The following is a 26,250-nucleotide window of genomic DNA, read 5'->3' as shown; positions in this document are numbered from 1 at the left end:
TTTCCTTTTTTCGCGTCCGCGAAATTTTCCTTGGGTCAGATGTTCCATTTGACGCGCAAATGCGCGATGCGTTGGCCCTTCCGTTGGCGCTATGCAATCGCCTGGCCACTGGCCTCTAACGGTGCACCTACCAGTGCGGCTGCGGCCATCGTCACGCCATAATTCTCGGCCGCTCGCACCAATTCAATCAGTTCACGCAGGTCCGGTTCCAGTTCGTTCAGCATCGTGTTTTTTCTCGGGTTTAGGAGCGAGCATTCAGACCCATCTTCGCAATTGATTGGGGCCACAGTGCCGCCTTCTTCAGATCGATGTTGGTGGCCGGGCCATCAATGAAGACAGGTCGTCGTGGTGCAACAGGTAGACACCTACCTTCCCCGCAAGCTGCCTCGCGGCTATCGTGTACTGGGCATTGCTAACCACCACCGCGTGATCGGCGTCGTAGAAACTGCGAGCTGTGATGGCCTCCTGAACGGCGGCGTTTCCAACACTGCCGCTGTAGCGCTTGCATTGGATGGCGAAACGTTCACCGTTGCGACTAGCGAGGATGTCGGCGCCCTGATCCCCCGTCGTGCGCGTCAGCTCGGCGTCGAACCCTAATCCCCGCAAGAGCTCGGCACAAAAGGCTTCGTAGTCGGTACCGGACATATCTGGCTCATAGCCCGTAGTCGGACCTGCCTCTGCAATGTGTGCGAGGACCATCTCGTCGATCTCTACCATAATCGCCTCCACTTGAGGCTGCATCTGTTTGCCGGCGGTCGGGAACTGCAGCACATTTCGCATGAAAGCGCGCATTTCCTTATTCCACCTACTCTTGTCGGTCACGCCATAGCCGGCATTAAAACACAGCTGTTGCCGCTTTCGCGCAAGCTCGACGATGTGTTCCTCGATGCGCCTCTGGCGCTCCTCGCGCCGTTTGGATTGCCCTACTAAACCAAACCACACAAACACGCCGACGATCATCAGGACCACGACTGCGACCGAGGGCGAACCACTGGCGACCGAGACGATGCAGACGGCGGCGACGAAAGCGATGAATTTTTCAAGTGGATTCATGAAGCGTTATTCATTGGCTGTTGGATGCGCGTTGTATCTTTCGCTTCCCCTGCTGGCCGGTCGGCCAGGTAGTGGGCGCCGAAGCGCGGATTTGGCACAGGTTACGGATTGCGCATGCTCTCGGCCGTTATCCGTTGCCCGGCTGCCCGACTAAAGCGCCAATTCCTTCTTCGAGCAACGCTTCTTGCAGTTCATTCATAGCATCTCGGTCTGTCGCGAACGGCTTATCCCACACTGTCGAGTTGTCGAATTCGTCTACCACTTCCAGTAACCAACCACCCGAGCCATCTTCGTAGATCTGCACGTCGATTCCTTTGCCCTGTTGCTCGATCCGCTGCGAAAGCGGGGAAATTTTTACTTCAAAGTCATCACTCATTAGCTTTACTCTCGCCGGCATACCGGCCGGCTCTCGGGGCGCCATGGGCGCAGAATTTTTCCTTGGTGCTAAACTTTCGCGTGCGAAAGTGGACATCAAACTGGTAGCCGAAATCGTAGTCGTGTGAGGCGCCAGTCACATCGCCGCTCTTGAGCCGTGCAAGTACGGTTTCAAGTTGGTTGATCACATTTTCTCGGCTGCTGTGCCGTGTACCTTGCAGTTTGATAGTGATCTGCTGAAGCGGGTACGCATGTTTAATCCAGCTTTCGTTTGGCATATTTTTCCTTTACCTACGCAAGTCCAAGCCACTTTGCTAAACCAGTCACAATGACACCAGCAGCGATCCCCAGCGTCCAACCCACGACTGTCTTGGATAGACCCCATATGCTAGTTGAAGAACCCGGTCCAGCACGCAGATGCATGCGGGTCACGTCCGCGCCAGCGTCTTGCAAATCTTCCGGTTCGTACCCTTGGCCGATACTGCAAATAATCACACCAGAGCTACGATTCCCTTCTTCGATTTGCGCCAAACTCGCCAAGTTGATCCGTTCGCGTTCTTCCGCTTCTCGCCCTGCGGTTTCAATTATTCGTACCGTCCTCAGCTCCGACGGGTTCACGATCTGCGTGCCTGCGAAGAATGCTTTGTCGCGCCTGTAAGGTGTCACAAAATTTTTAACCAATTCCTTCTGAGTCATGTCAGAGAAAAGCACCTGCGCTGGTGCATCACCTACAGCGGCAAGAACGTGATAAAAGCTTTCCGGCATATTTTTCCTTGACTCAGCCACCGATAACCATCATGCGTTTGCCCATGTCGAATGCAGCGGCTACGATGGCCGGGTGCTTGCATGCTACGGCGTGAGGCGCGGCGTCATCCCATGTGCGGAACAGCACGGCCGCGTCGACCAGGCGACCGTAAGACCGTGCCGTAGCCCCACGTTCATCCAGGCGCACTAGAAACTCATCGCGTTCACGCAGCCAAACGACGAACCCAACGAATTCCGCATCTGCCGGTACATCATGAGCCGCGCGAAGTTCATCGATATCAACTGGCTGTAGCCCCTCTCGCCGCTTCTCATGCGCACTCTGTGCCCTTTGCTCTGCAGTACCTCGGTCTTTTGCTTGTCCCATATTTCCCTTGCGCCGGCACCGGCCAGCTGCGGCGCCACCCGGGCGCGGTTCGTCAATTCAGTTTCGCGGACGCGAAATCAGCGCCGCACTTTTCCTATTCGTTGTCGCGCTTCCATTGACGTTCCTTGAGGATGAGCCCGAAGGCTATCGCAACAGCCAAGCATTTCACCACTTGGGCTGCTACGTCCAAACCCGTAACGTACAGTCCTATGGACAGCAATAAACTCAACGATACTGCCAGCGCGCCGTTCTTCTGGAGGCCCCTTCGCGATCTGATGAACGCCACCATGGCGAGAAATACTGTGGCACCCAACCGCATCCTGTCGGTCTGTTCCATATACATCTTTTCCGAGGGATTAAGCGCCGTACACTTCACGCTGCTCCGCAAGATCGTAGGGCAGATAAATTAGGCCGCGAACGGCCTGTTCTTTGGTCACCAAGGCGTCGCTCGCGGGCACCGACTCAGGTTTCACATCGAGCACCGCGCCCGTGTACGCCCGCGACCTTGAAGCGAAGAACTCAACCGACCACATATGATAGTCCACCTTAGTAGTATCACACCGAGCTGCGACAGGCCCGCTAACACCTTACTCCGAGCAATGGCCTCCATGTCTAGCCTATTGGGCGTTGTCGTGACCACCTCTTCGCACAAAATCATCGTGGGTACTCGGCCTGGATCGTCGCTACGCCAAACCTCAATTTGAGCCCGAATCTTAAACACTGGCGGGCGAAGATCGCCAGGGAAGTGAACCACATTGCTCATCATATTTTTCCTATCTAGCTCAACTTTTCCGGGCGCAATTTGACGGCATCTTGGCCAGCTCGCCAGTAGGCGTAGCCAATGCTCCGCTTAGCGTCGGAATCCCACCCACCTGAACGATGCACACCGTCGAACCCCATCCAAAAAAGTTCTGCGGCCTTATTGCTGGTCGATCTTTCGCCTGACGGTAGGTAAAGAATTTTGTCCTTCATGAAAAAGCTCGCGGTCAGCGACTCATACGCCTTGACCAAGACAGGGTCTTCAAATTTGTTCATGGTCTTTTACTTTGAGGGCGGCACGCGCCGCTTATCTGTTATCGTTCAATATGTACATGTGATACAGCGGCGAAGTTGGATCACTCGACCAAGACTCGTGACGTACAGGCTGGACCGGGTATTCGTCGGCAATCGCCGTCAGTGTCTTGACCAATTTTCCATCGATCCAGCGCGGCTCTTTTGCCAGCAGTTCGTCTGCAAGCCTCTCCGCCTGTTCCCTTGTCAGTTTATCCGGCATACGATTTTCCTTTACGTTTGGAGCAGGTCGACATCTCGCTTCCGATCCAGAGAGCCCCGGTGTCGTGCGCCGATGCAGCAGCAGTCGGCAGAGACGATCCTTCGTCTGAATTCACCCGCAAGTATGAGCACCCACCACTTCCCATACTTGCAGAGGGCCTCAACGCGGGCCAATCGATTTTCCTTGGTATCCCAGCGAGCCGGACTGGGTCATACACGCAACGACGCCGGTAAAGCTGCCGCATGCCTTTCGGTGTGCCAAAGTCATCGGGGCGGCTGTGTTGATAGTGTGAGATAGGTCCCACACGTTTTATGACGCTTTCCGTTCCAGGACATGTTTGACCGAACATCGAAGGATCGGCGACAGTAGGGGCATCGAACCAAGCCGCCATCGCCTACCGAAGCGCTCAAAGTGCCGCGAGACAGGGCTTCGGCGTCCTGCAGCGTTCGCTTCGCCTCGGCCTGGTCATTTGCTTTTCTGATGATTGGAGTCCATTCAGATACGCCCCATTCAGCTTTGCACTTGGTGCAATGCCACTGGGCAGCCGTCTCGAAAATGTCACAGCCCCCTAGGATCGCTTGGCCACCTTTCACCGCTAGCATGGCCTCTGCATCCGGCAGCCCATAGATCAGGCGCACGACGGCGGGAGAAGAGCAGGCATTACAGCGTGGCGGTTTAACGGAGCCACGATCGAAGGCGGCATCCTCCGCAAGAAAAACTTGCGACCCTAGCGGCAAATCGCTCTTGCCGATGTGTCTGGGTACGAAAAAGGGAGCATGCTCCAACGGCACAATAGAGCGGATCATTTCGAACCCCTTGATCGTGGTCTCAATGCGCGAACCATCGGGGCGTTCAATAATAATAGCTGCACCAACCTGGACTGCGCGCGGGAGAGAATATGGCACGCCGGGAAAAAGGATCGCGCCACGCTCTTTGACGAAGTACACGTCTGCGATTTTGAATAGGAATTGCATGGCCCGATTTTCCTCAGTCGGTAATTGCGCGCAAACGCGCTAGCGCATCTTCCACAACGAACTCCGGCACTGTTTCGACTCGTTTAGCCTTTCTTGCTTCCAAGTCGAGCATGCGAATCTGATTTACCAACGCAACTCCTTGCGTCTTAGTGCCTGCACCGTCCAGCGACGCGGCAAATCCAGCATGGCGGGCGAAGTCTCCGCCTTGGGTTATCGGCGCAACTAAAACTAAGCCTAGCGCATTAAATGCTGTCGCAGAAAGCACTAAGGCAGGCCGCAATCCTCGCTGTTCATGCCCTTCGGTTGGGTCGAGACTCACCATGACGATGTCGCCACGCCCAAATTTAGCGCGCTTCACCACGCTTCACGGCCCACAGGCTGAACATGGGACCATGCAGCCATGTCGGATGGCTCTGGTGCTGAGAGGTTGCATTGAGCCACCAGCTCGGCGAGCGAATACGACGGACGGGCAGCCTTAAGCAATACTCCTTCTGGCTGCACATTGACACTAAGCTTGTCGCCCAACGTCACCTTGAGCAGGGCAAGCAACTCAGTAGGCAACCGGACCGCCGCGCTGTTGCCCCACTTCTGAACTGACAATTCCATAAACCCTCCTGATGTTGATACATTGTAGATTCCGTCAAACATCCTTGTCAACCAGATTGTAGATACATTGTAGCGACAGAAAAGTCATAAGGCCTCTGCGAATTCTTGGCGCAATTTCTTCTTGTCGACTTGGAGGTAGGGATCAACATGATCCAGGTCAGCATGGCCCAACATCAGCTGTAGCGTTTCCAGCCCGTGTCCTTGATGGAGGATTTGCCATCCTGAAGTGAGAACGACCCGCTTTCAACAGTCGCGCCAGCAAACCCCGCCTCCCCTTTGAGCATTATCAAAAGCGCAGAACGCGCCAATGCCCGACAAAAGCGGGAAGGTTTGGCAGGCCACCCGGTGAGAACGACAGTGTGCGGCTGTCCCGATCCTGACTGCGGCGGATGGCATGACATCGTCACCGGCCGCACAATCCCTACCACCAAGGAATGCACGTCGATTCTTCAAGCAGAAAAGGCAAGGCGCAAGCACGCTTGATCTCGTGAAACGGCGCCTTATGCCGCCTCAGCGCTTACGCTCCGGCACCGGCTTGATCAGCTCCCAGCCGAGCTCGCGGCGAATCTGCGCCGGGTCCGGTGGCGGGCAGCGGCGTTCGGCGCGCGTGCGCAACCAGTTGCGGACGCTTTCCTTGGTGGGTTGCTGTGGCTTGTTCATCGCACAATCCAGTTCACGAGGCAGCTGGCCGCAGATAATCGCGGCCCTGCCCAGTTAACGCAGCCCTGACACCGAGGTTGACGCCGGCCTGGATGATAAAATGCGCGCTTTTTCACGCACCGGCCCCGCTCATGACCAAACCTGCCCGCTTCCTCACCTTCAAATGCGCCAAATGCACCAAGCCCGTCAAAGTTGTCCTGCAAAAGGTGTCGGCCTGTTCGCACATCCAGCCTTACCTTGGCGTATGCGCCTGCGGTGAACCGCGCCGCTATGCCACCGGCAGCAAGGATGCCGTGGAATCGTTCATGCAGTCGATCGATGGCAGCTGGAGCCACCACCACTAAAAAATTTTCGAAAAAAAGCTAAAGTTCTTCTAAGGGGCGCCGTTACCTCTCGTGATACCCACCACTTTAGCTTTTGATAACCGCCATGTCCCTGCCACCTGCTTCGGGCCCCCGCCCGCCTGCTTCGCCCATTCTGCCTGCCTTGCCGCAAGCGGCGGGACGAACTGCGGGCATGCCGGTGCCGGTCAGTGGCAAGATCGCCGCGGCCCTCCCCGTGGTGGACCCGGTTGCGCTCCCCGACGACATCGTCAGGCTGTCGCGCCAGGCCATCGAGGCCCGCAGCGAGGCGCCGGTGTCCACCAGCGAATCGGCCCAGAACCTGATCGGCAGTATCGCCAGGAACATGTTTGGCGACACTGCCAGCACGGCAGCGGTGTCGTACAACATGAGTTCCTATCAGGCGCGTGCGCTCGAAGGGGGCGCCGGCGAACGCGAACCGCGCAGCGCGCAGCTGGACCTGAGCCAGAACGCCAGCTTCTACGGCGTGGGCGAGATTGTCACGCGCGAAGGACAGCGCTTCGATTTTGAAGTGGCCGTCAAGTACACCAGCAATGCCGAAGGCGAACTGCGCACCAAGGCGCCTCCCATCCAGATGCCCGATGTGCTGGTCCTGACCGGCAAACCGCTGCCGGCGATCAAATTCCCCGGCGGCCTGCAAGACCTGTTCAAGCTGCTCAGCCGCGAATTGCGCACCGATGTGTCCGATGGCGACGCCAGCGGCAGCCTGAACCTGCGCCTGATGCGCCTGGTGGACCGCGCCGCCCTGCTGGCCCCGCGCGCGCGGCCCGACACCCCGGACGTGGCCCCTGCCGAACGCGCCAGGGCCGTGGCCAATGCCTACGGCAGCCCGGCCCTGGGCGACGCCATTTCCGCCTGACCGGCCCCGCTGGCGACGTATAATGGCGCCTTTGCAGCGCTGCCCGCGCTCGCCCCTTTTTTTGATCGCCACCATGCTCCCAGCTTCCCCCGCCGACGCCCCCGCCCGCATCCACTGGACCGAGGGCGGCGAAACGCGCTCGGCCCGCTGGCGCTCCGAGAGCGGCATGCCGGCACCGAAAAAAGTCGTCATCGCCGACGACAAGACCCCGGCCGACGTGGCCTACCGCCTGGCCTGCGAAGGCACGGCGCTGCTGTGGCGGGGCGACTTCCAGAATGCGCGCCAGCTGCTCTCGGCCCTGGCCCGGCGCACCGACCACAAGGGCGGCAAGGGCAAGAAGGCCAAGGCAGCCAGGGTGCCCGCCAGTCCGGCCGAAGCCTTTCACCTGCATCGCCAGGCCCAGTCGCAGCGCGCACGCACGCTGGCCATGCTGCTGATTCCATTCGATGCCGATTACCGCATTCCCCTGCGCCGCGCGCCCGACGTGCAGCTGGCCTGCAATGAAGCCTATGGGCGCGGCGAGGAGCCTTTCGTGGCGTCGCTGCGTGAGCTGCTGGGCTTGATCGGGGCCCACGAATGGCGCAAGAACGGCGTCGAGATTGCCGCCCTGGGCGAGCGCATCCACCCGCATTACGGCGTCTTTTCGCCCATTCGCGGCGAATACGTGGCGCTGGTGACCAATGCGCCGCTGCCGCCCGGTGCCAAAGTGGCCTTTGACGTCGGCACCGGTACCGGCGTGCTGGCCGCGGTGCTGGCCAAACGCGGCCTGCAGCACATCGTGGGCACCGACATGGATGCACGCGCCCTGAGCTGCGCGCGCGACAACCTGCAGCGCCTGGGCCTGGAGCGGCAGGTGGAATTGATGCAGGCCGACCTGTTCCCGGAGCGCCGCGCCGACCTGATTGTCTGCAATCCACCCTGGCTGCCGGGGCGCCCGAGCTCGTCCATCGAACACGCCATTTACGATCCGGACAGCCGCATGCTGCGCGCCTTCCTGGCCGGCGTCGCGGCCCACCTGGCGCCCGGTGGCGAAGCATGGCTGATCCTGTCCGACCTGGCCGAGCACCTGGGCTTGCGTCCGCGCGCCGAGCTGATGGCCTGGATCGCCGAGGGCGGCCTGGCCGTGCAGGAAAAAATCGACGTGCGGCCCACCCATCCCAAGGCCAGCGACAGCGACGATCCGCTGCATGCGGCGCGTTCGGCCGAGCTCACGTCGCTGTGGCGCCTGACTATTTCCTGACTATCCTTGCGCTCTGGCGCCCTCTTCTATATAATTGCTTCCGCGGGGTGGAGCAGTCTGGCAGCTCGTCGGGCTCATAACCCGAAGGTCACAGGTTCAAATCCTGTCCCCGCAACCAGAACACAGCAACACCACTGAAGCCGCGGTCCCGCCAGGGATGACGCGGCTTTTTTGTGCCCGTCCGTAGCGCACACATCTGCCCCTTCCCTGCTGCACGCTTCCCGATGGCCACCGGCTGGCCGCGCAAAGCCAGTAATTTGGCCACGGCAGCCACTGACGCCTGTTGCATTCATGTTCACAATCAATATCGTAAAGGCATTGGAATCACGGCGCGGCGCGCAGCCGCCCGCAGCGGGCCCAGACCCGTTTCTCCCATCCTTTACCGATCAGGAAGTCACACGAAGACACATCCATTCATCGCATATCAGGAGAAAATCAATGCAACGATTCAAACACCCGGCCATGGGCCTTGCCGCCGCGCTGCTGGCCGCATCCGGCCTGCTCTCATCCGGCCACGCGCTGGCGGTCGAAAACGGCCCTGCGCCCACCCTGGCCAGCGTCCAGGCTGACGGCCCGTACGCCGTGTCCACCCAGTCGGTGTCCGGCACCGGCTTTGGCGGCGGCACCGTGTACTCGCCCAACACGGCCGGCAAATATGCCGTCGTTGCGGTGTGCCCGGGCTTTACCGCGACCCAGTCCTCGATTGCGGCCATCAGCCGCCGCCTGGCCACGCATGGCTTCGTGGTGGTGACCATCAATACCAAGAGCACGTACGACTTCCCGCCGAGCCGCGCCAACCAGATCCTGGCCGCCCTGCGTACCGTCACCGCGCTCACCACCGGTCCCGTGGCCGGCAAGATGGACATCAGCCGCCAGGGCGTGGCCGGCTGGTCGATGGGTGGCGGCGGCGCCATGCTGGCCGCGGGCATGACCCCTGGCCTGAAGGGCGGCGTGGCATTTGCGCCATGGGCCCAGAGCAGCAATGTGAGCAGCTCGGCAGTGCCGATGTCCTACCTGGCCGGCAGCGCCGACGGCGTGGCGCCGCCCAGCATGTCCACCAGCTTTTATAACGCCACGCCTGGCACCACCCGCAAGATGCTGGGCGTGATCCGCGGCGCCGATCACAACTTCCCGAAAACGGCCAGCCAGCCGGCCAGCTACACCCAGGTGGCGTGGATGAAGCGCTTCCTCGACAGCGACACGCGCTACAGCCAGTTCCTCAACGGCGACAGCCGCTTCTCGACGTTCCGCTCCACCGGACCTTTCTGATCCGGCAGCGCTGTCCTACACTGAGCGAACCTTCCCGCGGCATTTACCCCTGGAGCGAACATGAACAACACGAAACAATGGCTGCGTGCTGCGCTTGCTGTCGCCGCTGCCGCGGGACTCATCTGGCTGCTTGTCCGCCTGTTCTACGACGCGCCGGGGAGCGTGGAGGCGCGCGCCGCGGCCGCGTCGCCAGATCCCCAGGCCGGCGCGCAGGCCGCCCCGCAAGGGGCGGCTGCGGCTGCCGGCGACGCCTATGCCCAGTCGCCGCTGGGAGCCGGTGCGCCCTGGCTGGCGCCCCTGCCGGCCGGCCCCTCCCTGACCATGGAGTCACCTTTGAGCACCATGTCGCCACCCCGTTTTTCCGCTGACAGCCGCGGCCGGCTGATTTTGAACAGCGACACCCACGCCAACCTGGAAAAGCTGCTGCTGGAGGAAGATCCCGTGGCCATGCAGGCCGCGCTGGACAAGATCAGCGCCGGCTTGCCGGCCCAGGCGGCCGCCGAACTAAAGGTGCTGGCCGCGCAGTTCCAGCAATACACCAAGGCGCTCAGCCATACCGTGTCGCCGGAAAACGCGCCGGAGAACGAACGCGACGGCCTCAAGCTTCTCGACAGCCTGCACACGCTGCGCGTGTCTTACCTGGGCGCGGAGGCGGCGCGCGCCATGTTCGGGGCCGAAGAAGCAACCACGCGCCAGCTGATCGCCCTGATGGCGGCAGACAAGGAGACCCACCTGACGCCACAGCAAAAGGCCGAGCGGGCCCAGGAAATCCTGAGCAGGATGCCGCCGCCGTCAAGCTGAAGACGCGCGCGCCAGCGGTGGCCGCATGGGCGCGAAGCGCGACTGGTACTGCCGGGGCGAGACGGCAAACCAGCGGCGGCAGGCGCGAAACAGGGTACCCTGGTCGGCAAAGCCGAGCATGTAGGCAATTTCGCCCACCGAGTAGCGCTGCTGGGCAAAATATTGCTGCGCCAGTTCGCGCCGGGTGTCGTCCAGCACCTTCTGGAACGTGGTGCCTTCCTCTTCCAGCCGGCGGCGCAGCGTGCGGTCGCCCAGGCACAGCAGGCGGGCGATTTCCTCGCGCCGCGGCTCCCATCCCAACAGCTTGTGGGCAATCAGTTCTCCCGTCAGGCGGGTGATTTTCTTGTGGTCCAGGCGCGTCATGCACTGGCCGGCAAACTGGGCATGGAATTTTTCCAGCGCCGGGCTGTGGGTGGGCAGCGGCAACGCCAGGTCGGCCCCGGCCAGCACCATGCGGTTGGCCGGCGCGTTAAAGCGCACCGGGCTTTCAAACGCGGCTTCGTACTGGTCCGGCGCATCCGGCTGGGGATGGGTGAATTCGACCTGGAGCGGACGAATGCGGCGGCCCGCAATCCAGCGCAAGAATGACAGCAGCGTGAGCAGGTCAAATTCGCAGCGCTGGCGCGGCACGATGATGTCGCCGCCAAAGAGCGTCAGCGCAATCGACCAGTCCTCGCCCTGCTGCTGCAGGACCAGCGTGGCCGCTTCGCTGACGACGCGCAGATAGCGCACCAGGCACTCGAGGCTGGCGAGCAGGTTGGGACAGGACATCATGGCGTAGCCCACCACGTCAAAGGTGGCCAGCGATGACGAGCGCGGCGCCGCGATGCCAATGAGCGCGTTGTGCGAGCGCGCCACGCCCAGCTCCCACAACAAGCTGACCTGGTCGGTCGGCAAACGCATGTGGGGGTCGTCCAGCGCCGCCATGTCCAGACCAATATCGCTGAACAGTTCCCGCACGTTCAGCCCTTCATCCTGAAACAGGCCGCCGATGCCTTTCACCCAGGCGGCCGAGGTGGTTCGATTGCTCATTGCGGTGTGTCCAGTCCAGTACGATCGTCGTGGGACGCCCTCGCGCCGCTGCGCGCAGGGTGGTTTGACATGGGTGGCGGGCGGCTGCCCGCAGGGTCGGTGGCAAGGTGGCTGTTGTGGTGAAGGTGCTCCAGTCGGGATCAACAGGGATTCAAGGCCGTGGCCGCACGATTGTGTCACGAGACAGCATTTATGACAACCTTATCATATTTACCACGTTCGCTAAGGCGGCGCCGGGGTTGTCAAAGCCCGCCGGGGGTGATGCGGCCCGTGGGCGGGCGCGGAAAAACCGCCCCGCAAAGCACGCGCGGGCTGCTATACTGCGCCCTCGCAAAAATCGAACAAGGCCCGACTCGCGCAGCCGGGCCTTTGCTTTTCCGGCGCTGTAGATGAGAGACAAAAAAGACCACGCAACGCTCGACCTGCCCGGCTTTGGCCCGGCTACCGACCTCATGCACCCTCCAGCCGAAGCACGCCGCACCACGGTGCCGCGGCGGCGCAAGATCATTGTCAAGCAGGAGCAGCTTGAACTGCTCGAAGAAACCGATGCCAGCGGCCTGCCCGTCTGGCGCCGCGACGACCACACCGACCTGACCGGCCTGCCCATCTGGGCTGCCGCCTGACGCGCCTCTGTTAGACTGGGGCCGTCCCATTTTTCACGGCCCGCATCACATGACTCCAATTGCCTTTACCACCCTGCCCTTGACGCCAAGCTTCCTGGCCAACCTCGCCACGCTTGGCTACCACGCGATGACGACTATCCAGGACAAGAGCCTGCCGCACGTGCTCGAAGGGCGCGACCTGATCGCCCAGGCCAAGACCGGCAGCGGCAAGACGGCAGCGTTTGGCATCGGCATCCTGCACAAGCTCAATCCGGCCTGGTTCGCGGTGCAGGGCCTGGTGCTGTGCCCCACGCGCGAATTGGCCGACCAGGTGGCCAACGAGCTGCGCCGCCTGGCGCGCGGGGAAGGCAACATCAAGGTGCTCACGCTCACGGGCGGTGCGCCCACGCGCCCCCAGGCCGCCTCGCTCGAGCATGGTGCGCACATCGTGGTGGGCACCCCGGGCCGCATCCGCGACCACCTGGGACGCGGCACGCTCGACCTGTCCAAGGTACAGACCCTGGTGCTCGATGAAGCGGACCGCATGACCGACATGGGCTTTTACGACGAGATCGCCGGCATCGTCAGCGCCTGCCCCAAGCGGCGCCAGACATTGCTGTTCTCGGCCACCTATCCCGACGACATCCGCCAGGCCACCGAAGGCTTCCTCCACAATCCCGTGGAAGTGATCGTGGAAGCGCAGCATGCGGGCGACCAGATCGAGCAGCGCTTCTACGAAGTCGATTTCGACGAGCGCGACGCGGCCGTGGGACGCCTGCTCAAGCACTTCAAGCCGGTATCGGCGCTGGCCTTTTGCAATACCAAGGTGCATTGCCGGGAACTGGCCGAGGAATTGCGGGCCCAGGGCTTCTCGGCCCTGGCCCTGTACGGCGAACTGGAGCAGCGCGAGCGCGACGAAATCCTGGTCCTGTTTGCCAACCGCAGCTGCTCGGTGCTGGTGGCAACCGACGTTGCCGCGCGCGGCCTGGACATTGCCAACCTGGGCGCGGTGATCAATGCCGATGTGTCCAAGGATACGGAAGTGCACATCCACCGCGTGGGCCGCACCGGCCGCGCAGGCGAGTCGGGCCTGGCCCTGACGCTGTGCGCACCGAACGAGAAAAAGTGGGTGCGCCTGATCGAGCAATACCAGAATGCGCCGGTGCAGTGGCACGCGCTGGACGAGCTTGGCGGCGACGCGGAAGAAGCTGCGCCCGCACCCATGGTCACGCTGTGCATCATGGGTGGCAAGAAGGACAAGCTGCGCCCCGGCGACCTGCTGGGCGCGCTCACGGGCGACGCCGGCCTGGACAAGGAACAGGTGGGCAAGATCAATGTGTTTGAGTTCATGACCTATGTGGCACTGGATCGCCGGGTAGCGGACCAGGCCTTTCGCCGCCTCAACGCCGGCAACAGGCTGGGCCCTGACTTTGGCAATATCAAGGGGCGCAGCTTCAAGATGCGTTTCATCGCCGTTTGAGGGCCGGAGTTGTGTAATTACAACGTTGTTTCGCAGGCATGATTCGATGTGTAAAACATTGACAGTCCTGTCAGTTCAGGGCAAGTTGTGTGGGCTGGGATGTACGTTCTCCCGGCAACTGTGAAATAAGCGCGTGTGGAAGGTGACCGGCCTGCCCAAATCTGGCATTATTGCTGCGAATAAACATCACATTCTCAGGATCCCATGCTAATGAATAACGAAGTCGTAGCCGATGACCGTGAAGTCCTGAAACAGGCATTCTTGCGTGGCGCGGGCATTCCGTCCGACGCGATCGGATCACTGACTCCCGAATTGATGGAATTGCTTGGCAAGCTGATGAATAGTTGCCTGCAAGGCACGATCGACCTGCTGGCCTTGCGCTCGCTGGTCAAGCAGGAAGTGAAGGCCGACGTGACGGTGGTCGTCATGCGCAACAACAACCCGCTGAAATTTTTCCCGGACAGTGAAACCGTGCTGACCCAGATGCTGCGCAAGAAGATGCCCGGCTTTATGGAGCCGCTCGAATCGATCGAAGACGCTTACCGCGACCTGCGCGGTCACCAGAAAGGCGTGGTGGTCGGCACCCGCGCCAGCATGGACAAGGTGATCCGCCGCCTGCGCCCGGAACGCATTGAAACGAACCTGAAAGCCAATCCCCTGTTTGCGATCGTGCCGTTCAAGCGCAAGGCAGCCCTGTGGGACATGTACTGCCAGCAGCACCATGGCGTGGCGGGCGAATCGCAGGACCAGTTCAAGACCCTGTTCGGCGCCGATTTCCTGGACGCCTACGAAAAGGAAGTCGAGCGCAACGCGGGCAGCGACAATGGTTGACCAGGTGCCGATCGACCTGTCATGGACCAGGATTAACGATATCGGCCAGCGCGCCACCAACCAGGACACGGTGGGCGAAACCTTCCGCGACCCGCTGGCCTGCTTCGTGGTAGCCGACGGCGCCGGTGGCCACGAAGGCGGCGAAGTGGCCTCGCGCGTGGTGGTGGACGCCATCCTCAATGCCTTCCAGGACAACCCGCGCTTCGGCAGCGACGCCCTGCTCGGCTATGCCTCCAGCGCCAGCGGCGAAGTGGCCAGGCGCAAGCTGCAAACGCCCCGCTATGCCGACATGAGCACCACCGTGGCCACCCTGCTGGTGGACCGCGCGCGCGGCCAGGCCCTGTGGGCCCACCTGGGCGACACCCGCATTTACCTGTTCCGCAATGCTCGCCTGCATGCAATGAGCAAGGACCACAGCCTGACCCAGCAGCTGATCGACGCCGGCTATGCCCGCGCCGAGCAGCTGCGCCGCCATCCGCAGCGCAATATCCTGTTTGCCGCCATTGGCGCCGAGGGCGATACCCAGATCGAGCTGTCGGCCGGCGCCACCACCTTGCTGCCGGGCGACGCCCTGCTGCTGTGCAGCGACGGGCTGTGGGAATGGGTCATGGAAGCTGACATGGAACGCACGCTGTCGCAAGCGTCCAGCTGCGAGCAGTGGCTGGCCGCCATGTGCCGCCTGGCCGACGACAACATCATCAACAGTGGCAAGGTGCGGGATAATTATTCCGCCTACGCCATCCTGGTACACAAGGCGGGAGCATGAACGCGCAAGCCATCGCCGGTTCGGAAAACTGCCTGCCCATCGGCACCCGCCTGCACGACTTTGAAATCACGGGCGTGCTGGGCGAAGGGGGCTTTGGGATTGTGTATATCGCCTTTGACCATTCGCTCCAGCGCCACGTGGCGATCAAGGAATACATGCCGGGCGTGCTGGCCACGCGCGCCGATGACCACAGCATCCTGGTGCGCGCCGAGCGCCATCAGGAAACCTTCAATGTGGGCCTGAAGAGCTTTATCAATGAAGCGCGCTTTTTGGCCCAGTTCGACCATCCCTCGCTGGTGAAGGTATACCGCTTCTGGGAACAGAACCAGACCGCCTACACCGCCATGCAGTACTATGATGGCCAGACCATCAAGGACATCGTCACGCACGCGCCGGAAGTGGTCAACGAAGCGTGGTGCCGCAAGATCCTGCAGCAGATCCTGGAAGCGCTGGAGATGCTCTACACCATGCGCATCCTGCACCGCGACGTGTCGCCCGACAATATCATCGTGCAGGAAAACGGCGACGCCGTGCTGCTCGACTTTGGCTCGGCGCGCCAGATCATTGGCGATCGCACGCGCGGCCTTACCGTGATCCTCAAGCCCGGTTACGCGCCGGTGGAGCAGTATGCGGGTGACGCCTCGCTCGACCAGGGCGCCTACACCGACATCTATTCGCTGTCGGCGGTGATCTACTACGCCATCATGAAGGAGCCGCCGGCGACCTCGATCGCGCGCATGGTGAAAGACCCGATTGCGCCGCTGGCCGTGCGCGGAGTCGATGGCTACAGTACGGAATTTTTGGCCGCCATCGACAAGGGACTGGCGGTCATGGCGCACGAACGGCCGCAGACCATCGATGCCTTCCGCGAACTGCTGGGCATCAAGTCGTCCGGCGCGCCGCGGGTGCGCCCGAGCGGCAACACCCAGCGCTTTGCCACGCTTGACCGCCTGCCCCAGAACAGTACCCCGACCGCCCCGGCCGAGACCACCGGTGCACTGCCGACGCCTAAACCGGCTGCGGCGCCGCCCGCGCCTGGGCCCGAACGGATCGTCCCCAAGGCCGCGGCCGCCGCCAGCGCGATCCACAAGCCGGCTCCCAAGTGGATGTCGCGCGCGGCATTGGCGCTGTCGGTCATGGTGATCATCGGCTTTGGCGCCAGCTGGCTGATGGGTACGCCGTCAGACACGGTCATGCCGGTGGTACAGGCCGACGCGCCGGTGCTGCCGGACGCCGCACCGGCCCTGCCGGACGCCGCGCCGGCCGTGGTGGAAGCCCCCGTGCCACCGCCCACGGCCGACAACGTCACGCCGGCCGCGGCGCTGGACGAGGCGGTGGCGGCCGCTCCCGCAGCCGACCAGCCTGGCGTGGATGCGATCCTGGGAACGCCCCCGGCCAGCCCGGCCCCGGCGGACACCAAGCCGGAAACAGCGAGCTACCGGCTGCAGATCAAGCCATGGGGCACGATCTATGTCGATGGCAAGCAAAAAGGCGTGAGCCCGCCGCTCAAGCGCCTGGTGCTGCCGGCCGGCCAACACAAGATTCGCGTGGTCAATCCGAACTTCCCTGATTATTTTGTTGAGGTGAATCTCGCCAAGAACAAGTCAGGCACGATTGAACATGATTTCGCAGCGCGAGCAAAATAAACACACTATCATTCTGCCTATGAGCCCATCCATTTCCCGCACACTCTTTCTTGCAATCGCAGCGACCCTCGCATTGACGGGCTGCGAGACGGTCGGCCCCATGGTGGGCATCAAGCCTGACGGCCCGGCCGCCAAGCCTGCCACGGCGCCTTCCCAGGCCAGCCGTCCGGCGCCCGGCTCGCCCGGCAACCCGAACCCGCCCGCCGGCAGCCGCGCCAGCGAAGAACAGCAAAGCCTGCGCGAAGGGATCGAGCTGTACAACAAGGGCCAGTTCAACGATGCCATCAAGCGCCTGTCGGCGCCCGAGATCGCCGGCGGTACCAGGGCCGGCCATCTGCAGGCACTGAAGTACATGGCGTTCAGCTATTGCGTGACTTCGCGCACGACGCTGTGCCGCCAGGCGTTTGAAAAAGCCTTCAAGCTCGACCCGTCGTTTGACCTGCAGCCGGGCGAACATGGCCACCCCTTGTGGGGACCGGCCTTTGAACGGGCCAGGAAGCAAAGCAGCAAGTCTTGACCTGCGGCAGGCCCACGGCCTGCCCTGCCTCATCCGTTTCTCTGGCGCCCTGATCACCCCTTGCTGGCCGAGGCGGCGAAGCGCGGCGCCTTGCGGTGCCGGGTCGCCTGCTCGAAGTCGTAGGCCATCGCGATGAGTGCGGCATCGCTCCAGGCGCCACCGACAAACGACAGCCCCACCGGCAAGCCATGCACGAAGCCGGCCGGCACGGTCACGTGCGGATAGCCGGCCACGGCCGCAGGCGACGAAAAGCTGCCGCCGTAGTGGTCGCCATTGATGAAGTCGGTCAGCCAGGCCGGGGCCCCGGTGGGCGCGACCAGGGCGTCGAGCTGGTGTTCGCGCATGACCTGGTCAATGCCTTCGGCGCGTGCGTAGCGGTGGTTGTTGGCCAGGGCTTCCTTGTATTCCTTGCTCTCCAGGCCGGCACGGGCGTTGGCCGCCACCAGGTGCTCCTGTCCGAAATGCGGCATTTCCCTGGCGCGGTTGGCGAGGTTGTAGGCGATCAGGTCGGCCATGTTCTTGATCGGCGCCGATGGCGCATAATCCTTGAGGTAGGCCGCCAGGCCCGGTGCAAATTCCTGCAGCAGCACTTCGACTTCGGTGGCATCGTACTTGCTGGTGTTGGGGACAATCACGTCCACCAGGATGGCGCCGCGTGCCTTGAGCACCTGCAGGGCCTGCTCGATGACGGCATCGTTGCCATCGTGGCGGCCAAAGTAGTTGCGGGCCACGCCCAGGCGCTTGCCGCGCAGGGCGCCCGGCTTCAAGGCGTCGGCAAAGCCGCCCTTGCCATCAGCGCCGGCGGTGGCGGCGTCGCGCGCATCCACGCCGGCCATGGCCGCCAGCAACAAGGCGGCATCGGAGACGCTGCGCGTCATGGGGCCGGCCGTATCCTGGGAGTGGGCAATCGGGATGATGCCGCTGCGGCTGACCAGGCCCAGGGTGGGCTTGATGCCGACCAGGCCGCAGGTGGAGGCCGGCGACACGATGGAGCCATCCGTTTCCGTGCCCACGGCCAGGGTCGCCAGGCTGGCCGCCATGGCAGCGGCCGAACCGGAACTGGAACCGCTCGTGTTGCGGTCGAGCGCATACGGATTTCGGGTCAGGCCGCCGCGCGCGCTCCAGCCGCTGGTGGAACGGGTGGAGCGCATATTGGCCCATTCCGACAAATTGGTCTTGCCCAGGATGACGGCGCCCGCTTCGCGCAGGCGCGCCGCCACGTGCGCATCGCGCACCACCTCGACACCGTCCAGCGCCAGCGAGCCGGCCGTGGTGCTCATGCGGTCGGCGGTGGCGATATTATCCTTGAGCAGGACCGGGATCCCGTGCAGCGGGCCGCGCACCTTGCCGGCGCGGCGCTCGCGATCCATTGCCGCGGCAATGGCGAGGGCATCGGGATTGAGTTCGATCACGGCATTGATGCGGGGGCCGGCCTTGTCAACGGCGGCGATGCGCGCCAGGTATTGCCTGGCCAGCGCGTGCGACGTCAGGCGTCCGGACTGCATCAGCGCCTGCTGCTCCAGCACACCTGCTTCGAGCACGCTGCCGGCGCGCACCGGCGCCGCCACCGCGCCTGCGGCCATGGCCAATGCTGCCGTCCCTGCCATGCCCAGTCCCACAAAATCCCTGCGATCCATGCTGTCCCCATTCGTTAAAAAACAGGGTTCAGCATAGCAGTGCCTGGGCGCAATGGCGCATGCAGGCGAAAAAAAAAGCGCGCCCGTCATGACGGGCGCGCTTCGTCAATACGATGCTGCGGGAGGCGCGATCAGTTGCGCACCACGCGCTTGTATTCGTTGGTGCGGGTGTCGATTTCAATGACGTCGTCGGTCGACACGAACAGTGGCACCTGCACGGTGTGCTGGTGGGCTTCGATCGCGTTTTCCAGCTTCGCTTCCTTGAGCACGTTGCCCGAGGTATTACCCTTGACCGCCGGCTCCGAGTAGGCCACCTTGCGCTGGATGGTGGTTGGCAGTTCGACCGAGATGGCTTTCTCGTTGTAGAACACGGCTTCGCATTCCATACCGTCTTTCAGGTAGTTGAGCGCTTCGCCCAGGTTTTCTTCTTCGATTTCGTACTGGTTGTAATCGGCGTCCATGAACACGTACAGGGGATCGGCGAAGTACGAGTAGGTGACCGGCTTCTTGTCGAGCACCACCACGTCGAACTTGTCGTCGCCGCGGAACACGTTTTCCATCGGGCTATTGGTCAGCAGGTTCTTCAGCTTCCACTTGTAGGTGAAGCCCGTGCGGCTCGAACCGTTGACGTCGGAGCGCAGCACGATCCAAGGCTTTTCGTCGACCATGATGATATTGCCAACACGAATTTCTTTTGCAGGTTTCATAAAAATTGTACGTAAAAAGTGGGTTGCGTAAAAATCATCTGTCGCCTGCTGGCCGAGTGGACCGGAAGCCTACGTTTGATCGAATAAAAATACACGAGAAATTAACCGGGCATTATACCTGAGATTTGGTGCTTGTCGGACCAATGGCGGCGGCAAAGCGCAGCAAATTGCCGGCCAGGTCGCCGTGCCGGCCCATGCTGCGCTGCCACGCTTCGCAGTGCGGCGCCATGGCCGGCATGGCCCGCTGACACGCCGTCCACAGGGCGTGCCAGTCGGGGACGGGCGTGGCGCCATTCCAGGCCAGCGCCAAAGCTGCCGTGTCAGCCTGGCCGTAGCGCGCCAGGAAGGCGCGCAGCTTCTTGTGATGCAGGTTCTCGTCCTGCGGATAAATGTGCCAGATGAATGGCCGCGCCGCCCATTGGGCGCGCACAAAGGAATCCTCGCCGCGCACAAAGTTCAGGTCGCAGGACCACAACAGCTTGTCGTAGTCGGGCTGGGAGACGAAGTCGATGACCCGTACCGTCAGGGCGCCGCGGGTGGCAGCCTGGCCCACTTGCGGCGGCGCCTGCAGGAACTGGCCGACAGCGGCGCCGGCCACGCCATGCGGCACCAGGCAGGTGATGGGTGCACTGCCCTGCATCCATTGGGCAAACAGGGATGCGACAGGTGCATCGGGATAGCAGAACAGGGACACCAGCGTGTGGTCCTGCTCGGCCTCGGGCACGCCCAGGCTGCGCAGGAACAGCGTGCGCTGCGCGCTGTCGCCCTGAAAGGCCGCGCGCGCTTGCTCCAGGCCCGCTTCGCACAACAGGCCGCCCGTTTTGTCGGTGAAGCCTGGAAAGAAGAAATGCTTGACCAGCTTGAGGCGCGGATGGGTCGAGGGCAGCGTGTGGCAGCCTTCCACCCATGCTTCGGCCGTCAAGCCTTCCAGGTTGAGCCAGACGGGGCGCGGCTGGCACTGGGCCATGGCGGCGATATAGGCTTCTGGAATGTCGCAGGCGAAAAATTCAATGACGATGTCGGCAATGTCGGCGGGGCCGAAGGGACCGGGCTGCCCATGCCAGTGGCGAACCAGCACGCCGCTGACCAGCTGCACCTCAGCCTGCGCGTCCACGGCCGGACACAGGCGGCGAAAGCTGGCCAGATCGTCCACCCACAAGGTCACGGCCACGCCATGCTCGGCCTGCAGCTGGCGCGCCAGGCGCCAGCAAATGCCGATATCGCCGTAATTGTCGACCACCTTGCAAAAGATCGCCAGGGTCGGTGCGGAGGTGGTTGGAAGCATGGGGTCAAGGCCGGTGGGAAGCGCGCCATTTTACCTGAACCTGCCGCCCGGATACCAACCGCAAGTCACCGTTAAATGAACACTCAAATTATCAAAACCTTATTGGCGCAGACCGGTCCAATCGTCACCAATGCCGGACGCGGGGCGCAGGCGCAGCCGCATGCACAAGGGCGGCGCCCGCACGCCCGCGCTCCGGATGACATCACATTGGCGTGTGCGCGGGGCGGACTGCCCTTACCGGTCCGCCCCGCGATTCTGCAATGGGCAGTTGCTGTGGCATGCCCGTAGGGAAGCCGCCGGTCCGGCAAGAATGAACAAGGATGAAGGACCGGCCGGGGACATGGCGCAGCCTGCCACTAGAAGAATGGAGTGAGTCATGACTGGTTATCAGAACTACGGCACGGGCGCGCAGCTGGCGCCACAAGGATTGTTTGGCAGCCTGCTCGGTGCGCCTCTCGGCGGGCTGATCGGCGGCGGCATCGGCAGCCTGCTGGGCAATGCCAACGTGGGGCGGCAGATCGGCCAGAGCGCCGGCGGCATAGGCGGCGCCTTTCTGCCCTTCGGCGCCGACCCGGTAGCGGCGGCCCAGGCACAGCAGCAGATTCAACAGTTACAGCAGCTGCAGCAGCTGCAGCAGCTGCAGCAGCTGCAACAGCTTCAGCAGTTGCAGGCCCAGCAAGGACAGCTGGCGCCCCAGGGCTGGCTGGGCAACATCATCGGCCAGGTGGGCCAGCCGCTGGGCGGCGCCATCGGCGGCCTGTTCGGCAATGCGGGCCTGGGCAGCACCATTGGCGGCGTGGCCGGCAAACTGGGCAGCATGCTGCCGTTCGGGGCCGATCCGGTGGCCCTCGCTTATGCACAGCAGGCGCAGCAGGCGCAACAACTGTCGCCCCAGGGCTGGCTGGGTAACATCATTGGCCAGGTGGGCCAGCCGCTGGGCGGCGCCATTGGCGGCCTGTTCGGCAACGCGGGCCTGGGCAGCACCATTGGCGGCGTGGCCGGCAAACTCGGCAGCATGCTGCCGTTCGGGGCCGATCCGGTGGCCCTCGCTTATGCACAGCAGGCGCAGCAGGCGCAACAACTGTCGCCCCAGGGCTGGCTGGGTAACATCATTGGCCAGGTGGGCCAGCCGCTGGGCGGCGCCATTGGCGGCCTGTTCGGCAACGCGGGCCTGGGCAGCACCATTGGCGGCGTGGCCGGCAAACTCGGCAGCATGCTGCCGTTCGGGGCCGATCCGGTATCACTGGCTTATGCACAGCAGGCGCAACAGCAACAGCTGGCGCCCCAGGGCTGGCTGGGCAACATCATTGGCCAGGTGGGTCAGCCGCTGGGCGGCGCCATCGGCGGCCTGTTCGGCAATGCCGGCCTGGGCAGCACCATTGGCGGCGTGGCCGGCAAGCTGGGCAGCATGCTGCCCTTTGGCGCCGATCCGATCAGCCAGCAGCTGCAGCAAATCCAGCAGCAACAGCTCGCGCAGCAGTGGCAGCAGCAGCAGCAGCTCCAGCAACAGCAGCAGCTGCAGCAACAGCTCCAGCAAATGGGACAGAGCGCCCAAGCGGGACAAATGGGCCAGCCTTCACAACAGTTCAGTCCGCAAGGGTGGTTCGGCAACCTGATCGGCCAGGTGGGGCGGCCCCTCGGTGGCGCCATCGGCGGCATGTTCGGCAATGCGGGCCTGGGCAGCACCATTGGCGGGGCGGCAGGCCAGATCGGCCAGATGCTGCCGTTCGGCGCCGACCCGGTGAGCCAGCACATCCAGGCCCAGCAACTGCAGGCTGCGCAGATGGCCCAGCTGGCGCCGCAAGGCATCTTCGGCAACCTGCTCGGACAGCGCAATCCATTTGCCGCGCAATTTGGCAGCGGCATGTGTTCGCCCTACATGGGTAGCCAGAGCCTGCCGTTCGGCCCCGACGCGCTGGGACAGGGTAGCCCGTTGATGGGCCAGGGTGGTACCGGCCAGCAGCTTGGCGCCGGTGCCGGCATGCAGTATGGCGGCGAGCCGACCCTGCACTGATTCGTCCTGCCTGAACGGCAAGCGCGGCTTGCGCCCCCACGGCGGGAGCCGCCCCAAGGAGAGCCACATGGACACTATTCGCTTTATCGTGCGCGCCCGCGCCGACGATGACACGCTGGCACAGTTCCTCGCCGGCATAACCGCCGAGCCTGCCTTTGAGGTGGTCGACACCATCGGCCCGGCCGGGCGCCCCCACACGGCCGTCATCGCCGTGTGCGCCGACCAGGCTCCCGTTTTCGAGCAGCGCTTCCGCCACTCCCCTCATATCGCGATCGAGCGGGATCGCCCCCTGTCCCTGCTGGACAAGACGGCGCACTTCCTGCATCGCTCAGAAAGGAAATCCCATGCCGAAAAATCCTGAAAGCGGTCCCGTTGCGCCGCCAGACACATCAACGGAAGGGCCGGACAGCAGCGCCGGCGAGCGGCGCGGTCCCGCGCGCACCAGTACCGACGCCCGTGCGGGCGGCGATGGCGAGGTGCGCCCCGCCAGTGCCGCCGGCCCGAATGGCGCCGCCTCCGGCGCGGCGCCCGGCCGCACCGAGGGCGGCGCCAGCCGCACGGTGGGCGAGCGTAAAAAGCAGTTTCTCATCGCGCCACGCCAGCCGGACGGCTTCAGCCCCATGGGCTTTGCGCCCCTGTCGCTGTCGGCGATCGAACAGGCACTACGCAACAGCCCCGACATCGAAGTGATCGACACCGTGGGTCCGCGCAATATCGTTGGCATGCTGGCCGACGGCGCCGCCGGTGGCCAGGGCGTGCTGGTGGCGCGCATGACCGAGCAAAAGGCCGGCGTGCTCCAGCAGCAGGCCCAGGGCCGGCTGGTGGTCGAACGCGACCAGTACCTGGGGCTCATGGATGTGCAGTACCAGCCGGGCTTTACCACCAGCGTGATTCCCCACGCCGGGCCCGCCTTCACGGCCGTGGTCCAGGTCCTGGGCCGGGACGGCGCGCCGCTGCCCGATGCCGAAGTGTCGCTGTTTGGCAGCATGCTGCCGGCCACCGCCGTCACGGATGCCAGCGGCCAGGTGACGCTGACCCTGTTTGGTGAAACGGCGGCCTCGGTCCGCGCCCTGTACGTCAAGCCCCGGCTGGACCACTGGAGCTTTTACCAGCGCGATCCCGACATCACGGCCGACGACATCAACGTGGTGGGACTGCGCGCCCTGTCGGACTGGGCCGGGTTGGCCGGCATGCCGCGCCAGAAAACCCTGGGCTGGGGCCAGCGGGCCATGCGGCTCGACCAGCTGCCCTCCACCTATCGCGGCCAGGGGGTCAAGATTGCCGTCATCGATTCGGGCGCGGCCACCACGCACGATGAGCTGCAACGCATCCGGGCCGGCTTTGACATTGTCAACAAAAAAACCAGTCCCGACACCTGGAACGAAGACGTGCTCGGGCACGGTACCCACTGCGCGGGCGTCATTGGCGGGGCCGACCTGGCGTCCGGCATCCGCGGCTTTGCGCCGGAGGCCGAGCTGCACGTCTGCAAGCTGTTCCCTGGCGGCCAGGTCAGCCAGTTGATCGACGCGCTCGAGTATTGCATCGACAAGCAGATCGATGTGGTCAACCTCAGCCTGGGCGGGGCCGAGCCGTCCGAAGCGCTGGAACAGCAAATCATCCGCGCGCGCCGCGCCGGGATTGCCTGCATTGTGGCGGCCGGCAATTCGGGCGGGCCGGTGCAATACCCCGCGTCCTCGCCCAATGTGCTGGCGGTGGGCGCCATCGGCAAACTCGGTGAATTTCCGCCAGACAGTTACCACGCGCAGACGCTCACTGCCGATGTCGATGCCAATGGCTTTTTCAGTGCCAGCTTCAGCTGCTTCGGGCCGCAGATCGGCGTGTGCGGACCGGGGGTGGCCGTGCCCTCCTCTGTCCCGCCCAACAATTACGCAGCCTGGGATGGCACGTCAATGGCCGCGCCCCACATCACCGGCCTGGCGGCGCTGGTGCTGGCCCATCATCCGCAGTTCCAGGGCGCACTGAGGATGCGCACGGCCGAGCGCGTCGAACGGCTGTTCCAGGTGTTGCGCGCCAGCGCGCGGCCCGTCAGCCTGGCAGACCCGAGCCGGGTCGGCGCCGGCCTGCCGGATGCTGTCGTGGCCGTCGGTTTGCAGGCGGGAGCGGACATGGGCACCGGGATCGGTGCCGCGGCCGGCGCCATCGCCTCGCTGCTGGGGAGCCAGCGCGGGGGTGCGCTGGGCAATCCCGCCTTTGGCAATCCCGCCTTGGGTCATGCGGCCCTGGGTCATGCCGCCTTGGGTCATGCAGCATTCGGCAATCCTTACGGTGCTTTCGCAGCCCAGGGCCTGGACCTGATGGGTAGCTTGATGGGAGGAAGTCAGGCCGGTGCGGGAGCGGCGGCAGGGCTGGGCAGCCTCCTGGGCGCGCAGCAAGCGATGCCCCACCCGATGCAGCAGCAGTTACAGCAAATGCAGATGCAGCAGATGCAGCAGATGCATCAGATGCAGCCGCTGCACCTGCACCCGCTCACGCAAATGGGCGGCTTCGGGCGCTGGTAGCGCACGCCACGCAGCACCATGCAAAAAGCCGCACAAGGCGGCTTTTTGCATACCAGCATTCTGGCGTCCCCATGGGGATTCGAACCCCAGTACTCACCGTGAAAGGGTGATGTCCTAGGCCTCTAGACGATGGGGACCTAAAACGTTTCTACTGCAACTACAAAATTGGTGGAGGTAAGCGGGATCGAACCGCTGACCTCTTGCATGCCATGCAAGCGCTCTCCCAGCTGAGCTATACCCCCGTCCAGCATAATCGCAAGTGCCGTGGCCCTTGCTGCATTAACTGGCGTCCCCATGGGGATTCGAACCCCAGTACTCACCGTGAAAGGGTGATGTCCTAGGCCTCTAGACGATGGGGACAGAAACCTGTCCAACGATGGCAATGCCATCCTGACCTATGTCCTACTGTACTGCTTTCGCGCCGCACCAACAAAAAACCCTGACTTGTCAGGGCCTGGAGTGATACGCACACTTCTGCCTGCTAAACCTTGGCGTCCCCATGGGGATTCGAACCCCAGTACTCACCGTGAAAGGGTGATGTCCTAGGCCTCTAGACGATGGGGACCCGGAACAAATTTTACTACAGTACGACTTTCACACTCTTCGCGTTTCA

General features: G+C 63.2%; 32 protein-coding genes and 5 tRNA genes. 15 read left to right on the top strand and 22 right to left on the bottom strand.

Annotation, left to right across the window (positions count from 1 at the left end):
* Positions 1–89: 89 nt before the first annotated feature.
* The 14 genes from KY495_RS24235 to KY495_RS17505 all read right to left on the bottom strand — a co-directional run bounded on the left by KY495_RS24235 (position 90) and on the right by KY495_RS17505 (position 6,070).
* A complete protein-coding gene (locus KY495_RS24235) occupies positions 90–224 on the bottom strand; it encodes a hypothetical protein (protein WP_267876159.1) in 135 nt (44 codons plus the stop codon).
* Between the two features lie 76 nt (positions 225–300).
* On the bottom strand, positions 301–1,053 hold the full coding sequence (locus KY495_RS17565; RefSeq protein ID WP_219880656.1) for a restriction endonuclease: 753 nt from the start codon (positions 1,051–1,053) through the stop codon (positions 301–303).
* A 127-nt stretch (positions 1,054–1,180) separates the two neighbouring features.
* Positions 1,181–1,429, bottom strand: a complete 249-nt coding sequence (locus KY495_RS17560) for a hypothetical protein (RefSeq protein ID WP_219880655.1) — start codon at positions 1,427–1,429, stop codon at positions 1,181–1,183.
* Positions 1,422–1,706 carry a hypothetical protein gene (locus KY495_RS17555; RefSeq protein ID WP_219880654.1) on the bottom strand — a complete coding sequence of 95 codons (285 nt, stop codon included), beginning with the start codon at positions 1,704–1,706 and terminating at the stop codon, positions 1,422–1,424. Before KY495_RS17555 ends, KY495_RS17560 begins: the two co-directional genes overlap by 8 nt.
* Before the next feature lie 13 nt (positions 1,707–1,719).
* Complete coding sequence (locus KY495_RS17550; RefSeq protein WP_219880653.1) at positions 1,720–2,193, bottom strand: hypothetical protein; 474 nt, start codon at positions 2,191–2,193, stop codon at positions 1,720–1,722.
* Between the two features lie 186 nt (positions 2,194–2,379).
* Positions 2,380–2,613 (bottom strand): hypothetical protein, encoded by a 234-nt coding sequence (locus tag KY495_RS17545; protein WP_219880652.1) that lies wholly within the window; start codon positions 2,611–2,613, stop codon positions 2,380–2,382.
* A gap of 38 nt (positions 2,614–2,651) precedes the next feature.
* Positions 2,652–2,894: a hypothetical protein gene (locus tag KY495_RS17540; RefSeq protein ID WP_219880651.1), complete on the bottom strand. Its 243-nt coding sequence runs from the start codon at positions 2,892–2,894 to the stop codon at positions 2,652–2,654.
* 19 nt (positions 2,895–2,913) lie between these two features.
* Positions 2,914–3,090, bottom strand: a complete 177-nt coding sequence (locus KY495_RS17535; protein ID WP_219880650.1) for a hypothetical protein — start codon at positions 3,088–3,090, stop codon at positions 2,914–2,916.
* A 244-nt stretch (positions 3,091–3,334) separates the two neighbouring features.
* Positions 3,335–3,592, bottom strand: coding sequence for a hypothetical protein (locus tag KY495_RS17530; protein WP_219880649.1), 258 nt, complete (start codon positions 3,590–3,592; stop codon positions 3,335–3,337).
* A 31-nt stretch (positions 3,593–3,623) separates the two neighbouring features.
* Entirely contained in the window at positions 3,624–3,830 is a 207-nt protein-coding gene (locus KY495_RS17525) for a hypothetical protein (protein ID WP_219880648.1), read from the bottom strand.
* 263 nt (positions 3,831–4,093) lie between these two features.
* A complete protein-coding gene (locus tag KY495_RS17520; RefSeq protein WP_219880647.1) occupies positions 4,094–4,804 on the bottom strand; it encodes a hypothetical protein in 711 nt (236 codons plus the stop codon).
* A 13-nt stretch (positions 4,805–4,817) separates the two neighbouring features.
* On the bottom strand, positions 4,818–5,165 hold the full coding sequence (locus tag KY495_RS17515; RefSeq protein ID WP_219880646.1) for a type II toxin-antitoxin system ChpB family toxin: 348 nt from the start codon (positions 5,163–5,165) through the stop codon (positions 4,818–4,820).
* The gene (locus KY495_RS17510; protein ID WP_219880645.1) at positions 5,159–5,410 is read right to left on the bottom strand and encodes an AbrB/MazE/SpoVT family DNA-binding domain-containing protein; all 252 of its coding nucleotides are present in this window, start codon (positions 5,408–5,410) and stop codon (positions 5,159–5,161) included. The genes KY495_RS17515 and KY495_RS17510 overlap by 7 nt, the downstream gene beginning before the upstream one ends.
* A 510-nt stretch (positions 5,411–5,920) precedes the next feature.
* Positions 5,921–6,070: a hypothetical protein gene (locus tag KY495_RS17505; protein ID WP_219880644.1), complete on the bottom strand. Its 150-nt coding sequence runs from the start codon at positions 6,068–6,070 to the stop codon at positions 5,921–5,923.
* Between the two features lie 131 nt (positions 6,071–6,201).
* On the opposite strand from KY495_RS17505, the gene KY495_RS17500 reads away from it, so the two are divergent.
* The 6 genes from KY495_RS17500 (at position 6,202) to KY495_RS17475 (ending at position 10,601) form a co-directional block, all read left to right on the top strand.
* The gene (locus tag KY495_RS17500) at positions 6,202–6,414 is read left to right on the top strand and encodes a hypothetical protein (RefSeq protein WP_219880643.1); all 213 of its coding nucleotides are present in this window, start codon (positions 6,202–6,204) and stop codon (positions 6,412–6,414) included.
* A gap of 85 nt (positions 6,415–6,499) precedes the next feature.
* Entirely contained in the window at positions 6,500–7,291 is a 792-nt protein-coding gene (locus KY495_RS17495; RefSeq protein ID WP_219880642.1) for a hypothetical protein, read from the top strand.
* Between the two features lie 73 nt (positions 7,292–7,364).
* Positions 7,365–8,531 (top strand): class I SAM-dependent methyltransferase, encoded by a 1,167-nt coding sequence (locus KY495_RS17490; protein WP_219880641.1) that lies wholly within the window; start codon positions 7,365–7,367, stop codon positions 8,529–8,531.
* A 41-nt stretch (positions 8,532–8,572) separates the two neighbouring features.
* A tRNA-Met gene (locus tag KY495_RS17485) sits at positions 8,573–8,649 on the top strand.
* Positions 8,650–8,969: 320 nt separating this feature from the next.
* Positions 8,970–9,800 carry a S9 family peptidase gene (locus KY495_RS17480; RefSeq protein ID WP_219880640.1) on the top strand — a complete coding sequence of 277 codons (831 nt, stop codon included), beginning with the start codon at positions 8,970–8,972 and terminating at the stop codon, positions 9,798–9,800.
* 60 nt (positions 9,801–9,860) lie between these two features.
* Positions 9,861–10,601, top strand: a complete 741-nt coding sequence (locus KY495_RS17475; RefSeq protein WP_219880639.1) for a lipase chaperone — start codon at positions 9,861–9,863, stop codon at positions 10,599–10,601.
* Here KY495_RS17475 and KY495_RS17470 read toward each other — a convergent pair.
* Positions 10,593–11,633 (bottom strand): AraC family transcriptional regulator, encoded by a 1,041-nt coding sequence (locus tag KY495_RS17470; protein ID WP_219880638.1) that lies wholly within the window; start codon positions 11,631–11,633, stop codon positions 10,593–10,595. The two genes, KY495_RS17475 and KY495_RS17470, sit on opposite strands and share 9 nt — an antisense overlap.
* 389 nt (positions 11,634–12,022) lie before the next feature.
* Between KY495_RS17470 and KY495_RS17465 the strand changes: the two genes are divergently transcribed.
* The 6 genes from KY495_RS17465 to KY495_RS17440 all read left to right on the top strand — a co-directional run bounded on the left by KY495_RS17465 (position 12,023) and on the right by KY495_RS17440 (position 17,475).
* A complete protein-coding gene (locus KY495_RS17465) occupies positions 12,023–12,256 on the top strand; it encodes a hypothetical protein (protein WP_219880637.1) in 234 nt (77 codons plus the stop codon).
* A 49-nt stretch (positions 12,257–12,305) separates the two neighbouring features.
* A complete protein-coding gene (gene dbpA / locus KY495_RS17460; RefSeq protein WP_219880636.1) occupies positions 12,306–13,715 on the top strand; it encodes an ATP-dependent RNA helicase DbpA in 1,410 nt (469 codons plus the stop codon).
* A gap of 210 nt (positions 13,716–13,925) precedes the next feature.
* On the top strand, positions 13,926–14,546 hold the full coding sequence (gene tagH, locus KY495_RS17455) for a type VI secretion system-associated FHA domain protein TagH (protein WP_219880635.1): 621 nt from the start codon (positions 13,926–13,928) through the stop codon (positions 14,544–14,546).
* Positions 14,539–15,312 (top strand): PP2C family serine/threonine-protein phosphatase, encoded by a 774-nt coding sequence (locus KY495_RS17450; protein WP_219880634.1) that lies wholly within the window; start codon positions 14,539–14,541, stop codon positions 15,310–15,312. Before tagH ends, KY495_RS17450 begins: the two co-directional genes overlap by 8 nt.
* On the top strand, positions 15,309–16,958 hold the full coding sequence (locus KY495_RS17445) for a serine/threonine-protein kinase (RefSeq protein WP_219880633.1): 1,650 nt from the start codon (positions 15,309–15,311) through the stop codon (positions 16,956–16,958). Before KY495_RS17450 ends, KY495_RS17445 begins: the two co-directional genes overlap by 4 nt.
* A gap of 19 nt (positions 16,959–16,977) precedes the next feature.
* Positions 16,978–17,475 (top strand): TssQ family T6SS-associated lipoprotein, encoded by a 498-nt coding sequence (locus KY495_RS17440; RefSeq protein ID WP_219880632.1) that lies wholly within the window; start codon positions 16,978–16,980, stop codon positions 17,473–17,475.
* Between the two features lie 53 nt (positions 17,476–17,528).
* On the opposite strand, the gene KY495_RS17435 is transcribed toward KY495_RS17440, so the two are convergent.
* From KY495_RS17435 to earP, 3 genes are all read right to left on the bottom strand, one after another.
* Positions 17,529–19,112: an amidase gene (locus KY495_RS17435; RefSeq protein ID WP_219880631.1), complete on the bottom strand. Its 1,584-nt coding sequence runs from the start codon at positions 19,110–19,112 to the stop codon at positions 17,529–17,531.
* A gap of 131 nt (positions 19,113–19,243) precedes the next feature.
* Positions 19,244–19,819, bottom strand: coding sequence for an elongation factor P (locus KY495_RS17430; protein ID WP_219880630.1), 576 nt, complete (start codon positions 19,817–19,819; stop codon positions 19,244–19,246).
* Positions 19,820–19,931: 112 nt separating this feature from the next.
* Positions 19,932–21,104, bottom strand: coding sequence for an elongation factor P maturation arginine rhamnosyltransferase EarP (gene earP, locus KY495_RS17425; RefSeq protein WP_219880629.1), 1,173 nt, complete (start codon positions 21,102–21,104; stop codon positions 19,932–19,934).
* Positions 21,105–21,480: 376 nt separating this feature from the next.
* Here earP and KY495_RS17420 point away from each other — a divergent pair, with 376 nt between their 5' ends.
* The 3 genes from KY495_RS17420 to KY495_RS17410 all read left to right on the top strand — a co-directional run bounded on the left by KY495_RS17420 (position 21,481) and on the right by KY495_RS17410 (position 25,637).
* Positions 21,481–23,118 carry a hypothetical protein gene (locus KY495_RS17420; protein ID WP_219880628.1) on the top strand — a complete coding sequence of 546 codons (1,638 nt, stop codon included), beginning with the start codon at positions 21,481–21,483 and terminating at the stop codon, positions 23,116–23,118.
* A 67-nt stretch (positions 23,119–23,185) separates the two neighbouring features.
* Complete coding sequence (locus tag KY495_RS17415; RefSeq protein WP_219880627.1) at positions 23,186–23,479, top strand: hypothetical protein; 294 nt, start codon at positions 23,186–23,188, stop codon at positions 23,477–23,479.
* Positions 23,463–25,637: a S8 family serine peptidase gene (locus tag KY495_RS17410; RefSeq protein WP_219880626.1), complete on the top strand. Its 2,175-nt coding sequence runs from the start codon at positions 23,463–23,465 to the stop codon at positions 25,635–25,637. Before KY495_RS17415 ends, KY495_RS17410 begins: the two co-directional genes overlap by 17 nt.
* A 61-nt stretch (positions 25,638–25,698) precedes the next feature.
* On the opposite strand, the gene KY495_RS17405 is transcribed toward KY495_RS17410, so the two are convergent.
* The 4 genes from KY495_RS17405 to KY495_RS17390 form a co-directional block, all read right to left on the bottom strand.
* Positions 25,699–25,774 (bottom strand) — tRNA-Glu (locus tag KY495_RS17405).
* 29 nt (positions 25,775–25,803) lie between these two features.
* A tRNA-Ala gene (locus KY495_RS17400) sits at positions 25,804–25,879 on the bottom strand.
* Positions 25,880–25,921: 42 nt separating this feature from the next.
* Positions 25,922–25,997 (bottom strand) — tRNA-Glu (locus tag KY495_RS17395).
* A gap of 129 nt (positions 25,998–26,126) precedes the next feature.
* A tRNA-Glu gene (locus tag KY495_RS17390) sits at positions 26,127–26,202 on the bottom strand.
* Positions 26,203–26,250 lie beyond the last annotated feature (48 nt).

The organism is Massilia sp. PAMC28688 (assembly GCF_019443445.1).
Lineage (GTDB): Bacteria > Pseudomonadota > Gammaproteobacteria > Burkholderiales > Burkholderiaceae_D > Telluria_A.
Note: the sequence above shows the minus strand (reverse complement) of the source record. Positions and strands in the feature narration are given on the sequence as shown.

Coding starts and splice junctions, on each gene's coding strand:
- KY495_RS17480 (WP_219880640.1), top strand. CDS start 8,970: ATGCAACGATTCAAACACCCGGCCATGGGCCTTGCCGCCGCGCTGCTG.
- KY495_RS17495 (WP_219880642.1), top strand. CDS start 6,500: ATGTCCCTGCCACCTGCTTCGGGCCCCCGCCCGCCTGCTTCGCCCATT.
- KY495_RS17440 (WP_219880632.1), top strand. CDS start 16,978: ATGAGCCCATCCATTTCCCGCACACTCTTTCTTGCAATCGCAGCGACC.
- KY495_RS17505 (WP_219880644.1), bottom strand. CDS start 6,070: ATGAACAAGCCACAGCAACCCACCAAGGAAAGCGTCCGCAACTGGTTG.
- KY495_RS17415 (WP_219880627.1), top strand. CDS start 23,186: ATGGACACTATTCGCTTTATCGTGCGCGCCCGCGCCGACGATGACACG.
- KY495_RS17445 (WP_219880633.1), top strand. CDS start 15,309: ATGAACGCGCAAGCCATCGCCGGTTCGGAAAACTGCCTGCCCATCGGC.
- KY495_RS17540 (WP_219880651.1), bottom strand. CDS start 2,894: ATGGAACAGACCGACAGGATGCGGTTGGGTGCCACAGTATTTCTCGCC.
- KY495_RS17410 (WP_219880626.1), top strand. CDS start 23,463: ATGCCGAAAAATCCTGAAAGCGGTCCCGTTGCGCCGCCAGACACATCA.
- KY495_RS17510 (WP_219880645.1), bottom strand. CDS start 5,410: ATGGAATTGTCAGTTCAGAAGTGGGGCAACAGCGCGGCGGTCCGGTTG.
- KY495_RS17535 (WP_219880650.1), bottom strand. CDS start 3,090: ATGTGGTCGGTTGAGTTCTTCGCTTCAAGGTCGCGGGCGTACACGGGC.
- KY495_RS17525 (WP_219880648.1), bottom strand. CDS start 3,830: ATGCCGGATAAACTGACAAGGGAACAGGCGGAGAGGCTTGCAGACGAA.
- KY495_RS17470 (WP_219880638.1), bottom strand. CDS start 11,633: ATGAGCAATCGAACCACCTCGGCCGCCTGGGTGAAAGGCATCGGCGGC.
- KY495_RS17520 (WP_219880647.1), bottom strand. CDS start 4,804: ATGCAATTCCTATTCAAAATCGCAGACGTGTACTTCGTCAAAGAGCGT.
- KY495_RS17475 (WP_219880639.1), top strand. CDS start 9,861: ATGAACAACACGAAACAATGGCTGCGTGCTGCGCTTGCTGTCGCCGCT.
- KY495_RS17560 (WP_219880655.1), bottom strand. CDS start 1,429: ATGAGTGATGACTTTGAAGTAAAAATTTCCCCGCTTTCGCAGCGGATC.
- KY495_RS17435 (WP_219880631.1), bottom strand. CDS start 19,112: ATGGATCGCAGGGATTTTGTGGGACTGGGCATGGCAGGGACGGCAGCA.
- KY495_RS24235 (WP_267876159.1), bottom strand. CDS start 224: ATGCTGAACGAACTGGAACCGGACCTGCGTGAACTGATTGAATTGGTG.
- KY495_RS17465 (WP_219880637.1), top strand. CDS start 12,023: ATGAGAGACAAAAAAGACCACGCAACGCTCGACCTGCCCGGCTTTGGC.
- KY495_RS17530 (WP_219880649.1), bottom strand. CDS start 3,592: ATGAACAAATTTGAAGACCCTGTCTTGGTCAAGGCGTATGAGTCGCTG.
- KY495_RS17430 (WP_219880630.1), bottom strand. CDS start 19,819: ATGAAACCTGCAAAAGAAATTCGTGTTGGCAATATCATCATGGTCGAC.
- earP (WP_219880629.1), bottom strand. CDS start 21,104: ATGCTTCCAACCACCTCCGCACCGACCCTGGCGATCTTTTGCAAGGTG.
- KY495_RS17450 (WP_219880634.1), top strand. CDS start 14,539: ATGGTTGACCAGGTGCCGATCGACCTGTCATGGACCAGGATTAACGAT.
- tagH (WP_219880635.1), top strand. CDS start 13,926: ATGAATAACGAAGTCGTAGCCGATGACCGTGAAGTCCTGAAACAGGCA.
- KY495_RS17565 (WP_219880656.1), bottom strand. CDS start 1,053: ATGAATCCACTTGAAAAATTCATCGCTTTCGTCGCCGCCGTCTGCATC.
- dbpA (WP_219880636.1), top strand. CDS start 12,306: ATGACTCCAATTGCCTTTACCACCCTGCCCTTGACGCCAAGCTTCCTG.
- KY495_RS17550 (WP_219880653.1), bottom strand. CDS start 2,193: ATGCCGGAAAGCTTTTATCACGTTCTTGCCGCTGTAGGTGATGCACCA.
- KY495_RS17555 (WP_219880654.1), bottom strand. CDS start 1,706: ATGCCAAACGAAAGCTGGATTAAACATGCGTACCCGCTTCAGCAGATC.
- KY495_RS17490 (WP_219880641.1), top strand. CDS start 7,365: ATGCTCCCAGCTTCCCCCGCCGACGCCCCCGCCCGCATCCACTGGACC.
- KY495_RS17500 (WP_219880643.1), top strand. CDS start 6,202: ATGACCAAACCTGCCCGCTTCCTCACCTTCAAATGCGCCAAATGCACC.
- KY495_RS17420 (WP_219880628.1), top strand. CDS start 21,481: ATGACTGGTTATCAGAACTACGGCACGGGCGCGCAGCTGGCGCCACAA.